We start from the raw sequence: 12,847 nt of genomic DNA, 5'->3' as shown, positions 1-12,847 counted from the left end.
AAAAGGACTCAGTCCTGTACAATACAGAACTAAATCCTTTGCTTAAATTATTTGTCTAACTTTTTGGGGTCAGAACACTCTGAGTCTTTTTTTGCTTTAGGCTGGTTTAAGTTGAGTTTGCTATTCTATGGTTAAGAAAAAAGATACAGGAGCCAGACTATGGTTAAAAAGCGTTTTTTTATAGGATTTAATGGTATTCTTCTAGCCTTATTTCTAGATATTTGTCTTTTAATTAGTATTCGTACAGTGGATCATCACGGCCATTTTCAATCAGCAACAGATAAATGGGAAACTTTGCTTTATGTTTTAGGAATTTATTTTAGTTTTCTCCTTTTTGAAGTAATTTTTTATCTTATTCTGAAACACCGTAGAAGTAAACAAGTTTTAGAACAGGTCTTATAAAGACCTGTCTTTTTGTGTTCAGTGGTAGTGACATTTATGTCACTATTTTTTTGAAAAGGGAGAACTTATAATGACCTTATACCCAAATCCACTAGGTCTCCAGGATGATTAGATTTTTACATAGTCCAAGTGGTCATTGCTGTATTTATTTTTGAAAAGAAAGGAGAAATAAGAATGCGAACTAAGGTATATGGTGAAGAGCTCAATGCTGAAATCTTAGAAAATGTTACAGGGGGTGGTTTTGTATCTAAACCTCAAACCTTACCTGAACGATTGGGTTGGAACAAATGGTGGTTGAAAAGAAGACCTCCTTATGGGGATTAGAAGTTACCATGAGCACCAGATATGGGAAAGAGGAGTATGGATAAACAGAAGAATAATCTTATTAGAAGTTTAAGCATTGTTATCGTGATTGTCTGGCTATTTATTGTGATCATAAATGCTACACTAAGTTTCACCGAAGGTGTTGCTTTTATTGACCATTGTCTCGTCTGGTCAACTTTTTCACTAGCTTTTTCTTTGTTTGCGCTTAGAGTAGCGAGTAAGGATAAGGAGAAATGATTTTCTCTGCTGATTATTATAGTCTTAGGTTGAGTTTATTTGCTTAGCCTTTTCTTTTTATCTTTAATCCTATGGAATAGTGACATCTATGTCACTATTTTTTATTTCGTTAAGCTCTTATAATGAAGTCATAGCTTGGACTTAGTTGTTAAAGTGCTAATTAAATAGAAAAAGGAGAGAAACATGGTAATTAGTGTCATGGTACCATTGCTTTTGTTAATTGGTAAAAAGTAAGATGTAACACAGTAAACAAATAAGGAGAATACATGAAGAAAATACAATTTATTTTGATGGCGAGTTTTGTTTTAGGTACTTGCCAGTTAGCGGTGCTTAGTGGAGCAGCGGATGAGTTAGATGTTAAGGAATCTACAGTCGAATTATCAAATAATTCTGTTGAGAATGGTGAAGTAGAGAATGTGGAAGTTTCTTCTGAAACAGCTTCTCAACAGGTAGCTGAGAAAGTTGAATCTATTAGTGAGACAAAGGAAAATTCGCTTCCTCAATCATCACAGACAGGAGTGGTTGAGACAGAAGTAAGGTCCGAAGAGGTCTCGGTTGAAACTTATGAAAAGAATCTTGAAAACCTGAAGTCAGTCTCTTATAGTGATGTCACAAATATGTTGACTGAAGATGGCGGGGACCATATCCTTTATGTTGGCCGGCCAACCTGCTACTATTGTCGTCAAAATTCTCCAGTTTTGAAGGATTTCAATACCCTGATTGATGGTCAGCTTCTTTATTACAATACAGATTCAGATCAGTTGGACCGTGAGTCTCGTAAAATACTATTTGATAAGCTAGGAATTCCAGGGACTCCAAGTGTCATTCGTCTCAAAAATGGTCAATTGGTTTCTGGCTATCTTGGCAGTGCTCCAGATGCCCGAGATATTTATCAGGCTGTTTTCAAGGAAGAAACTGAGAAAACAGAGACACCAGAGGGAACAGAAGTAGTAGAGAATGTGGAAAATCCCTTACCTGAGTCCCCTTCTGAAGATACTATCAAGGATAGTGATAAGGATGTAATTAATCATACTGAAGGGTCTGTTACTAGCCTAATGTCTCAAATTAAGCAAGTTTTTAGGAATCTAACAAATCTGCTTATAAGTCTTTTAGGGAAATTTATCTAACAGACTATTTTCTAAGTTGGAGAATAAAAGAATTTATCAAATATGATTTCCTCTTTGCTTGTCTTGTTTGTGAAGAATACCTTAACGGCCTTTGTAACGGCTTATTTTGGAGTAACAGGAATGACTTTCTTTACACTCTATTTGGCTAGTTTAGGGGATACCATGACTAAGCTGATGACTTATGTGCCATTTAGTTTTATGCGAGCAGTCTTTACTAGTGGTCAAGAGTTCTTTAATCTTCGCGAAGCCTTTGTTTTGTTTGTTTGGACTTTGGTTTTGCTCCTTTTTATGCCAACTATCTACGAAAAGCGAGCCTTTGTGTAATGCTAATAAAGTCAGAGTTTAATCTGGCTTTTTCTTTATGACCTCAAAAAAACAATCTAAAATGTCAATTTAATCCTTTAAAATCTGAAAATTTGGTATAATTAACCTAAAATACCAAAGGAGTAATTCATAATGCAACGTAGACTTGAACGATTTGATGCCAAACTTTCCCAATCAGGCCTTGATGCCTTGTTGGTGACAGGACAAAAAAATATCTATTATTTAACAGATTTCTGGGGGACAAATGCGACTGTCTTCATTACTAAGAATCGTCGTCTCTTCTTAACGGATTCACGTTATACCCTCATTGCCAAACAATCTGTGCATGGCTTTGATATTATCGAAAGTAAGGATCCCCTTAAGGATATTGTTAAAATTATCGAGGCTGATAAACTTGAAACAATCGGTTTCGATAATCAGGTGTCATTTGCATACTACCAAGGTCTTCAAGCGATTTTTGAAGGCTACACTTTGTCACCACAAAGCAACTTCATGGAAGAGTTGCGTATGATCAAGGACGAAAAAGAATTGGCAACTATCCGTAAGGCTTGTTCTATCTCAGACCGTGCCTTTACAGATGTGCTTGATTTCATTAAACCAGGTCAAACAACAGAGCTACAAGTGGCAAACTTCCTAGATTTCCGTATGCGTGAGTACGGAGCTTCAGGAATTTCCTTTGAGTCTATCATTGCTTCAGGTTACCGTTCAGCTATGCCTCACGGGGTTGCTTCAGAAAAGGTTATCCAATCTGGTGAAACCTTGACTATGGACTTTGGTTGTTACTACAACCACTACGTTAGCGATATGACTCGTACTATCCATATTGGTGACACTACTGATGAGGAGCGTGAAATTTATGATATCGTTCTACGTTCTAACCAGGCCTTGATTGACGCGGCTAAGGCCGGCATGACACGTCGTGACTATGATAAGGTTGCGCGTGATGTTATTGTCGAAGCGGGGTACGGTGATTACTTTACACATGGTATCGGACACGGTATCGGTCTTGATATTCACGAGATTCCTTACTTTGGTAATTCCGATGAAACTATCGAAGCTGGTATGGTTTTGACAGACGAACCAGGTGTTTATTTGGCTGATAAATATGGTGTTCGTATCGAAGATGACATTATTATCACAGAGAATGGTTGTGAACTGATTACCCTTGCGCCTAAGGAATTGATTGTTCTCTAAGATTTGGAGGAATACTTTATGCCAAACCGTTTATCTTGGCAAGATTATTTTATGGCTAATGCAGAGCTGATTTCTAAGCGTTCTACTTGTGACCGTGCCTTTGTTGGGGCTGTTTTAGTCAAGGACAAGCGTATTATCGCTACAGGTTATAACGGCGGGGTTTCTGAGACTGATAACTGTAACGAAGTAGGTCACTACATGGAAGATGGTCATTGTATTCGTACGGTACACGCAGAGATGAATGCCCTTATCCAATGTGCCAAAGAGGGGATTTCTACCAAAAATACAGAGATTTATGTGACGCATTTTCCTTGTATCAACTGTACCAAAGCCCTCTTGCAAGCTGGTATCGTAAAGATTACTTACAAGGCCAATTATAGACCGCACCCATTTGCGATTGAGTTGATGGAACAAAAGGGTGTTTCTTATTTGCAACATGATGTTCCAGAGGTTCACTTAGGAATGGATGACTAGTTTGTTCTTTGAAAAAAGCCTGAGGATTGGGCTTGAATCTATAAAACATTTGAGCCATGCTGTCATTTATGGTAGAATAAACTGATAATAATTTTTTACAAAGAGGTATTTAATAATGATTGAAGCAAGTAAACTCCGTGCGGGTATGACTTTCGTAACTAACGATGGCAAATTGATCAAAGTTCTTGAAGCTAGCCACCACAAACCTGGTAAAGGTAACACAATCATGCGTATGAAATTGCGTGATGTTCGCTCAGGTTCAACTTTTGATACTAGCTACCGTCCAGAAGAAAAATTTGAACAAGCAATCATCGAAACAGTACCAGCACAATACTTGTACCAAATGGATGATACTGCATACTTCATGAACACTGAAACATATGACCAATATGAAATCCCGGTAGCCAACGTTCAAGAAGAATTGAAATTTATCCTTGAAAACTCAGAAGTAAAAATCCAATTCTACGGAACAGAAGTTATCGGTGTGCAAGTACCAACAACTGTTGAATTGACTGTTACTGAAACACAACCATCAATCAAGGGTGCAACAGTTACAGGTTCAGGTAAACCTGCAACACTTGAAACTGGTCTTGTGGTTAACGTTCCAGACTTTATCGAAGCTGGTCAAAAATTGGTTATCAACACAGCTGAAGGTACTTACGTATCACGTGCCTAAGCCCAACTAAGTCTTTCAAACCATTGGTTTGAAGGCTTTATTTTCCAAACTAACGGAAAGGAAACATGCGATGACTACAGAAAATATCGGTGAAATTGTAATTGCCCCTCGCGTGCTCGAAGTGATTACAGGTATCGCTGCAACTAAAGTGGAAGGTGTTTACGCCCTTCAAAATAAGAACGTTACAGATAGCCTCAGCAAAACAAGCTTGGGACGTGGTGTTTACCTCCGAACAGAAGAAGATGGTACTGTAAATGCTGATATCTACGTTTCACTTCAGTATGGGGTTAACGTACCAGCGGTTTCAATTGAAATTCAAAAAGCTGTTAAAGCAGCTGTCTATGATATGGCAGAAGTGGCAATTTCAGAAGTCAACGTTCACGTTGAATCTATTGTTACTGAAAAGTCACAAAAACCAGACTTGGCTGAATTGTTTAACGAGGATTTTTTGAATGACTAATATCTTTAAAGATTCACGTCGTGACCTTCGTGAGCGTGCTTTTCAAACGCTTTTTGCCCTTGAATTTGGTGGTGAAGCTCTGGAACAAGCACATTTCGCTTACACTTATGACAAGCCAATTGACGAAGAAACTGAAGTTGATGTACCAGCCTTTCTCCTTAGCCTAGTAACAGGCGTCCGTGAAGAGTTGGCTCAACTTGATAGTCAAATTGAAGAAAAATTGAAAGAGGGTTGGAGCCTCTCACGTTTGATTGTGACAGATCGTACCCTCCTTCGTTTAGGACTTTATGAAATCACGTCATTTGAAGAAACACCAGGACGTGTGGCTATCAATGAAATTATTGAAATCGCTAAAAAATATTCTGATGAAACATCTGCTAAGTTCATTAACGGTGTACTTAGTCAGTTCGTGACAGATGAAGCATAAGCAAAAGAAGTTGAGCACTGTTTCAACTTCTTTTTTCTACAAATTTAACAAGAAAAAAAGTCGCAAGCGGAGATTTCTTGCGACTTTTATTTATATACTACCACCGGCAATCAAATTTACTGGAAGCACGTAATCACGATTAACTGTTTTGCCTTTAATTTTCTTGAGAAGAATTTCGACACAAAGCTTAGCAATTTCGTCCAAAGGTTGTTGGATAGTTGCTAGCTCTGGGTAAAAGTGACGGATAAAGGCAGTTCCGTCATAACCGATGATTTTAAGGTCATCAGGGATAGAAAGTTCCAATTGTCTAACTACCTTCATAACCAAGATAGCTGTTAAATCGTCCGAAACAAAGATGCCATCTGGCTTTTCACGAGAAATGATAGATTTGATTTCTAATTCTCGTCGCATGAGAGACAAATCGTTTGGAACGGGACAGATAATACCTTTTTTGTCCAACTCATAATTAAAACCTAGTTGACGGAGTCCTGTTGGAGAATCCGAATTATCATAACCTGTAATCATGACAATTTGTTGACAACCAGCTTTAACCAGAGCTCTTGCGGCTAACTTCCCACCTTCAAAGTTGTCAGATGAAACGATAGGAATCTTTGGGGCGAGATTACGGTCGAAGGCAACGATGGGAGCTTCAACCTTCTCATAATCCTCAATGCCAAGATTGTGGCTAGACGAGATGATGCCATCACATTGATTGGCGGCAAGCATCTCCAAATAGTCCTTTTCCTTGTTAGGATCATGCTCACTGTTACAAATGATGGTTTTATAGCCTTGCTTAAAGAGTTCATCTTCAAGACGTTCAATAAGCTCAGCATAAAAGACATTGGAGATATTTGGGAAAATCAAGCCAACAAGTTTGGCCGACTTTCCTTGAAGACCTCGAGCTAAATTATTAGGTTTATAGTTGAGTTCTTGCATAGCAGCGTGAACTTTATCAATGGTCTTCTGTGAGAGGTAGCCCTTTTTGTTTATGACGCGAGAAACTGTGGTTGGGCTCACACCAGCCAGTTCGGCAACGTCAGTAAGCTTTGCGACCATAAATCACCTTAGTATTTTAAATCGAAGTAGTGTCCAGAAACGTTTCCTGATATCACTTTGATACCAGTTTGTTCTGCACTTGGGAAGACACGACTAGTGAAGACTTTTTCACCTTTGTTGAAGAAAATTTCAACGATGGAGTTATCTACAAAGATGTTTGCTGTTGCAGCTTGACCGGCATCAAGAGTGCATTCACGGCTTGTGCCAAAGTCAGTCGCATACTGTTCACCAGCCTTAGAACGATCAAGGATAACTTTTCCATTTTCAGTATCAACCATAAGTGATAAGCCATTTCCTTCTTGGTCTGCAAAGAGGACAAGTTCAGTTTGGCTGTTAGCTTCGAAGTTAAGTTCAAGCTCATAAGTGTTAGTTGTTGACACTTTTTCAGAGAAATCTTCTTGGCTAGCACGTAAGCTTGTAATGGCTTCAACTGGATATTGGTAGAGTTTTCCGTCCTTGATAGACAATTCTTTAACCAAGCTCATAGCACCTTGGTAGTCATATTTGTCAGTTGGATAGTCCACGTCTGGAAGACCAATCCAGCTAACAATAAGGGCACGACCATCTGGAGTGTTAAAGCCTTGCGTTGCATAAGCTTCAAATCCGTAGTCCAAGTTGATGATTGGTGTGCCATCAACAAGGGCAGGTTTCTCAGGGTCAAAATCTTTGAAAATTTTATAAGTGTTAGGGTAAATGTTGTCGTAGTCAAGTTCAGCTTTATCAAGACCTTGTGGGCTATAAAGAAGAACAGGTTTGGTATCTACAAAGACAAGGTTAGGACACTCAATCATGTATTCTGAGCCAGTACCACCAAAGTCTAGGTCTCCAACTTCAACCCAGTTTTCGACATCATTATCAACAGCTTTGTAAAGTTTGATAAAACCTTGTTTATCGTGGTTTTGAGCACCTACGATAGCGTAGAATTGTCCCTTGTAATCGAAGATTTGAGGGTCACGGAAGTGCTCAGTAGCGTCAGCAGGTTGTTTGATAAGAACCTTGTCGAATTTTTCGATTTTGCCGTCTTTATCCATCCAGGCACCGATTTGACGTGGGTCACGAACCCAATTTTCATCACGAACGTTACCTGTGTAGAAGATAAAGAGTTTATCACCAATTTGATAAGCAGAACCTGAGTAGGCACCGTGGCTATCATTTTCATGGTCTGGCAAGAGTTTGACACCAGTTTCTGTAAAGTGAACCAAGTCTTCAGATTCAGTATGCACCCATTGTTTCAAACCATGAGCAGCTCCAAAGGGCCAACTTTGGTAGAAGAGTTGGAACTTACCATTAAAGTAAGAAAAACCGTTTGGGTCATTAAGTAGACCTGTTTCTGGTTCAATATGGTAGCTTGCACGCCAAGGTGATTTAGCAACATTTTCTTTAATTTTTGTTTTTTCTTCGTTTGTCCAATCTGCGTATGGACGGTAACGAACTTCTGTTGGTAGATTCATATAAAGTGATCTCCTAATCTATTTGTTAGTAATATAGTAAACGTTTTACCTAGAAAAATCAACGATTTATCATAAAAAAATAAAAAATTATGCTAAACGGTTGACATATGATATAAAGATGCTAAAATAGTTATCGTAAAGAAAAGCTAAACGCTTTCATACCAAATTTTATTAAGGAGATTTTTGCAAATGGATAACAAACAAATTGCAAAAGAAGTCATCGATGCCCTCGGTGGACGTGAAAACGTCAACAGTGTTGCTCACTGTGCGACTCGTCTACGTGTGATGGTTAAAGATGAAAACAAAATCAATAAAGAAAAGGCTGAGAACATTGAAAAAGTTCAAGGTGCTTTCTTCAACTCAGGTCAATACCAAATGATTTTTGGTACAGGTACTGTTAACAAGATTTACGACGAAGTCGTTGCTCAAGGTCTTCCAACAGCATCTAAAGACGAACAAAAAGCAGAAGCTGCTAAACAAGGGAACTGGTTCCAACGTGCTATCCGTTCATTCGGTGACGTTTTCGTTCCATTGCTTCCAGCAATCGTAGCGACTGGTCTTTTCATGGGTATCCGTGGAGCAATCAATAACGATACAGTTCTTGGTTTGTTCGGTACAACATCAAAAGCTTTTGCTGCTACAGATTTCTACACTTACACAGTTGTATTGACAGATACAGCCTTCGCCTTCTTCCCAGCCTTGATTTGTTGGTCAGCCTTTAACGTATTTGGTGGTTCACCACTTCTTGGTTTGGTTCTTGGTTTGATGATGGTTAACAACGCCCTTCCTAACGCTTGGGATGTTGCATCAGGTGCTGCTAAACCAATCTACTTCTTTGATTTTATTCCAGTAGTAGGTTACCAAAACTCAGTGCTTCCAGCCTTCTTCGTAGGTTTGCTTGGTGCTAAGTTCGAGCAATGGGTTCGTAAATGGGTTCCAGATGTTCTTGACCTACTCTTGCGTCCACTTATCGTCTTTGCAGTAATGTCAGCTTTGGCCCTCTTTATCATTGGTCCTGTCTTCCATACTGTTGAAAGCTATGTTCTTGCTGCTACAGAATGGATTCTTAACTTGCCATTTGGTCTTGCTGGTCTTGTTCTTGGTGGAGTTCACCAAGTTATCGTCGTTACAGGGGTTCACCACGTCTTTAACTTGCTTGAAGCTAACCTCATTGCTAATACTGGTAAAGATCCACTTAACGCTATCATCACAGCTGCTATGACTGCCCAAGCTGGTGCGACACTTGCAGTGGGTGTTAAAACTAAAGATGCTAAATTGAAAGCACTTGCTTTCCCTGCAACTCTTTCAGCGGTACTTGGTATCACTGAACCAGCTATCTTTGGGGTTAACCTTCGTTTCGGTAAGCCATTTATCATGGGTCTTATCGCTGGTGCTGCCGGTGGTTGGTTGGCATCAATCCTTAACCTTGCTGGTACAGGATTTGGTGTAACAATCGTTCCTGGTACTCTTCTATACCTTAACGGTCAAGTACTTAAGTATGTGATTATGGTACTTGTAACACTTGCTCTTGGTTTCGCTCTTACTTGGATCTTCGGTTACAAAGAGGAAGAAGTTGAAGCTCAAAAAGAAGTTGTTGCTGAAGATATTGCATCTGCAGAATCAGCTCCAGTTGCATTGCAAGCTGAAACAATCGCTGCACCACTTAAAGGTGAAGTTGTAGCTTTGGAAAATGTTAATGACCCAGTCTTCTCATCAGGAGCTATGGGTAAAGGTGCTGCTATCAAACCTTCAGGTAACCAAGTAGTTGCACCATTTGATGGTGAAGTGCAAATCGCCTTCCCAACAGGTCACGCTTACGGTCTTAAATCTGATAAAGGTGCTGAAGTGCTTATCCACATCGGTATCGACACTGTCTCACTTGAAGGTAAAGGATTTGATGCTAAAGTTCAAGCAAATCAACGTATTAAAAAAGGTGATGTCTTGGCTACCTTCGATAGCTCAGTAATCACTGAAGCAGGTCTTGACGATACAACTATGGTTATCGTTACAAACACTGCAGACTTCGAAGATGTTTCATCAGTAGCGACTGGTTCAGTTGCTGAAGGTGCAGACTTCATCGCAGTTAAATAATAAGCTAGAAAAGTCGAAGTCAATTCGGCTTTTTTAGTTAAAAGTCTCATAAAGAAAAGTATGAAGCAGAGTAGTCTGTACCTTGTCAAATAAGGCCTCATTTAGATTGTCTTTTATCCTGCTTTTCTTTATAATAGTATAAGATAGTTATTTATAGATCACAGAAGGAGATAGCTTTAGATATGGCTAAACTTTACGGAAGCTTGGAAGCTGGTGGTACAAAATTTGTCTGTGCTGTTGGTGATGAGAAATTCCAAGTCGTTGAAAAAACCCAATTCCCAACTACAACACCTTATGAAACAATTGATCGTACGATTGAATTTTTCAAACGTTATGAAGACCAATTGGCTGGAATTGCTATTGGTTCATTCGGTCCAATTGATGTTGATCCAAACTCTGAAACATATGGTTTTGTGACTTCAACACCAAAACCACATTGGTCAAATATTGACCTTCTTGGCTTGATTGCTAAAGAGTTTAATGTTCCTTTCTACTTTACGACTGATGTTAACTCATCTGCTTATGGTGAAACGCTTGTTCGTAAAGGTGTTAAAAGCCTAGTTTACTACACTATCGGGACTGGTATTGGTGCTGGTGCTATTCAAAATGGTGAATTTATTGGTGGTATGGGTCATACTGAAGCTGGTCACGTATATGTACCTCTTCACCCAAATGATGTTTCCAATGAATTTAATGGAACTTGTCCATTCCACCGTGGATGTTTGGAAGGTTTGGCTGCTGGACCATCGCTTGAAGCCCGTACAGGTATTCGTGGTGAATTGATTGATCAGCACTCTGAAGTTTGGGATGTTCAAGCTTACTACATTGCTCAAGCGGCTGTCCAAGCAACAGTCCTTTACCGTCCTGAAGTTATCGTCTTTGGTGGCGGTGTTATGGGGCAAGAACACATGCTTCGTCGTGTTCGTGAAAAATTCACAGCTCTTTTGAATGGTTACCTTCCAGTACCAGATGTAAATGAGTATATTGTGACACCTGCTGTTTCAGGTAATGGTTCTGCAACACTTGGTAACTTCGCACTTGCTAAAGACGTAGCTGACAAGCATACAAACAAATAAACAAAATATGTAAAATCGCTTTGAGAGATAATCTTAAGGCGTTTTGCTCTATACAGGAGGAAGTAATGGAACCTTTATTTTTAGATTCACCAATGCATGAGAAAATCTGGGGAGGGAACCGCCTCAAGGCAGAGTTTGGTTACGATATTCCCAGTGAACACACTGGTGAATACTGGGCAATTTCTGCCCATCCTAATGGTGTATCCTATGTCAAAAATGGAAAATATGCTGGTTTCCACCTGGCAGAGCTTTACAAGGATAAACCAGAACTTTTTGGAAACCCCAAGACTAGTGTTTTTCCTTTGTTGACCAAGATTTTGGACGCTAATGACTGGCTCTCAGTGCAGGTACACCCTGATGATGCCTATGGGCTAGAGCACGAAGGTGAGCTAGGAAAGACAGAATGTTGGTATATTATTGATGCTGAAGAGGGTGCAGAAATTATTTATGGTCACAAGGCTAAGACAAAGGAAGAGCTGGCATCCTTGATTGAAGCAGGTGATTGGGATGGACTTTTGTCGAAAACTCCTGTTAAGAAAGGTGACTTTTTCTTTGTACCAAGCGGTACCATGCATGCTATTGGTCCAGGTATCCTTATCTTAGAGACTCAACAATCTAGCGATACCACTTATCGTGTATATGATTTTGATCGTAGGGATAATCAGGGTAATAAACGTGAGCTTCATATTCAACAGTCTCTTGATGTCTTGGATCTAGGGGACCCAGAAAATAGCGTCCCAGCAACTGTTAAGACCTTGCAATTAGAGTCGACTTGTTTGACATCAAACTCCTTCTTCACCGTATATAAATGGAAACTCAGTGGCTTGGTTGACTTCAAACAATCAGCTCCTTATTTGCTTTGTTCGGTACTTTCTGGCAATGGGACTATGACTATCGATTCACGCATTTATTGTCTAAAAAAAGGTGATCACTTCATTCTTCCAAATGATGTGACAGATTGGGAAATTGATGGACAATTGGAGATGATTGTCAGTCACCCTAACGAGGCTTAAGTATGAGTAATGAAAAAGTTTTAGCTGCACTATTTGAGCGTATTGAAATCGGCAAATCCTATTATTTTGAGGGAGCTTACTATCGTCTGAAAGATTATGGAGATCACATTTATGGCTTACAACGGGCCATTCCGGGTATGTGCGGTGAAAAAACGGCATCCCCTAGCATCAAATTTTACTGGAAAAATGGTGTCTTGGACTATCAATTCTACGTTGATTTTGAAGCTAGCCCTATGATAATGAAGGCCTATAGCGGTACCGACCATGCCTTCTTTGAGCAGGCTTTTGAAAATCTCTTGCATGATTTTGAGGATATCCTAGAGAGCCAAGAGAACTCTAAGAAGTAGTTTTAAAGCATTATTGTCGATATTTTCAGTGAATCTAATAAAAAAGTTTTCGTTTATTTGCAAATCCATTGTGAAAGCCCTTAAACTAGGGCTTTTTTCTTTGTCAATCCTTGAGTGATTTCTTGTTTAAAGGGGGCTTTTGTGGTAAAATATGGAGATAAAGACTGT

15 protein-coding genes are annotated in these 12,847 nt (G+C 39.4%); 13 read left to right on the top strand and 2 right to left on the bottom strand.

Annotated features, from left to right (window positions below; translation table 11 throughout):
- The first annotated feature begins 159 nt into the window (after positions 1-159).
- The 9 genes from H7T93_RS05555 (at position 160) to nusB (ending at position 5,645) form a co-directional block, all read left to right on the top strand.
- Positions 160-402, top strand: a complete 243-nt coding sequence (locus H7T93_RS05555) for a DUF3923 family protein (protein ID WP_082759633.1) — start codon at positions 160-162, stop codon at positions 400-402.
- Positions 403-576: 174 nt separating this feature from the next.
- Positions 577-726: a hypothetical protein gene (locus H7T93_RS05550; protein ID WP_171963545.1), complete on the top strand. Its 150-nt coding sequence runs from the start codon at positions 577-579 to the stop codon at positions 724-726.
- A 503-nt stretch (positions 727-1,229) separates the two neighbouring features.
- The gene (locus tag H7T93_RS05540) at positions 1,230-2,090 is read left to right on the top strand and encodes a thioredoxin family protein (RefSeq protein ID WP_201041668.1); all 861 of its coding nucleotides are present in this window, start codon (positions 1,230-1,232) and stop codon (positions 2,088-2,090) included.
- Between the two features lie 42 nt (positions 2,091-2,132).
- Positions 2,133-2,414, top strand: coding sequence for a hypothetical protein (locus tag H7T93_RS05535; protein WP_201041667.1), 282 nt, complete (start codon positions 2,133-2,135; stop codon positions 2,412-2,414).
- 132 nt (positions 2,415-2,546) lie between these two features.
- Positions 2,547-3,608: a M24 family metallopeptidase gene (locus tag H7T93_RS05530; protein ID WP_002884256.1), complete on the top strand. Its 1,062-nt coding sequence runs from the start codon at positions 2,547-2,549 to the stop codon at positions 3,606-3,608.
- A gap of 18 nt (positions 3,609-3,626) precedes the next feature.
- Positions 3,627-4,082 (top strand): deoxycytidylate deaminase, encoded by a 456-nt coding sequence (locus tag H7T93_RS05525; protein WP_002884736.1) that lies wholly within the window; start codon positions 3,627-3,629, stop codon positions 4,080-4,082.
- 115 nt (positions 4,083-4,197) lie between these two features.
- A complete protein-coding gene (gene efp / locus H7T93_RS05520; RefSeq protein WP_002884532.1) occupies positions 4,198-4,758 on the top strand; it encodes an elongation factor P in 561 nt (186 codons plus the stop codon).
- A gap of 70 nt (positions 4,759-4,828) precedes the next feature.
- On the top strand, positions 4,829-5,218 hold the full coding sequence (locus tag H7T93_RS05515; RefSeq protein WP_002884704.1) for an Asp23/Gls24 family envelope stress response protein: 390 nt from the start codon (positions 4,829-4,831) through the stop codon (positions 5,216-5,218).
- The gene (gene nusB / locus H7T93_RS05510; protein ID WP_002884506.1) at positions 5,211-5,645 is read left to right on the top strand and encodes a transcription antitermination factor NusB; all 435 of its coding nucleotides are present in this window, start codon (positions 5,211-5,213) and stop codon (positions 5,643-5,645) included. The genes H7T93_RS05515 and nusB overlap by 8 nt, the downstream gene beginning before the upstream one ends.
- Positions 5,646-5,735: 90 nt before the next feature.
- On the opposite strand, the gene H7T93_RS05505 is transcribed toward nusB, so the two are convergent.
- On the bottom strand, positions 5,736-6,701 hold the full coding sequence (locus H7T93_RS05505) for a LacI family DNA-binding transcriptional regulator (protein ID WP_002884282.1): 966 nt from the start codon (positions 6,699-6,701) through the stop codon (positions 5,736-5,738).
- Between the two features lie 8 nt (positions 6,702-6,709).
- Positions 6,710-8,152 (bottom strand): sucrose-6-phosphate hydrolase, encoded by a 1,443-nt coding sequence (locus H7T93_RS05500; RefSeq protein WP_201041666.1) that lies wholly within the window; start codon positions 8,150-8,152, stop codon positions 6,710-6,712.
- Positions 8,153-8,341: 189 nt separating this feature from the next.
- Between H7T93_RS05500 and H7T93_RS05495 the strand changes: the two genes are divergently transcribed.
- The 4 genes from H7T93_RS05495 (at position 8,342) to H7T93_RS05480 (ending at position 12,679) form a co-directional block, all read left to right on the top strand.
- Positions 8,342-10,243, top strand: a complete 1,902-nt coding sequence (locus H7T93_RS05495) for a sucrose-specific PTS transporter subunit IIBC (RefSeq protein WP_038676753.1) — start codon at positions 8,342-8,344, stop codon at positions 10,241-10,243.
- Between the two features lie 182 nt (positions 10,244-10,425).
- Positions 10,426-11,319, top strand: a complete 894-nt coding sequence (gene scrK, locus H7T93_RS05490; RefSeq protein ID WP_038676751.1) for a fructokinase ScrK — start codon at positions 10,426-10,428, stop codon at positions 11,317-11,319.
- Positions 11,320-11,384: 65 nt separating this feature from the next.
- Entirely contained in the window at positions 11,385-12,332 is a 948-nt protein-coding gene (gene manA, locus H7T93_RS05485) for a mannose-6-phosphate isomerase, class I (RefSeq protein WP_201041665.1), read from the top strand.
- Between the two features lie 2 nt (positions 12,333-12,334).
- Positions 12,335-12,679 carry a hypothetical protein gene (locus H7T93_RS05480; protein ID WP_083312367.1) on the top strand — a complete coding sequence of 115 codons (345 nt, stop codon included), beginning with the start codon at positions 12,335-12,337 and terminating at the stop codon, positions 12,677-12,679.
- Positions 12,680-12,847 lie beyond the last annotated feature (168 nt).

The sequence above is a fragment of the Streptococcus sp. 9.1 genome, from assembly GCF_016648815.1.
GTDB classification, from domain to species: domain Bacteria; phylum Bacillota; class Bacilli; order Lactobacillales; family Streptococcaceae; genus Streptococcus; species Streptococcus salivarius_E.
This window is presented reverse-complemented; position numbering and strand designations above follow the sequence as displayed.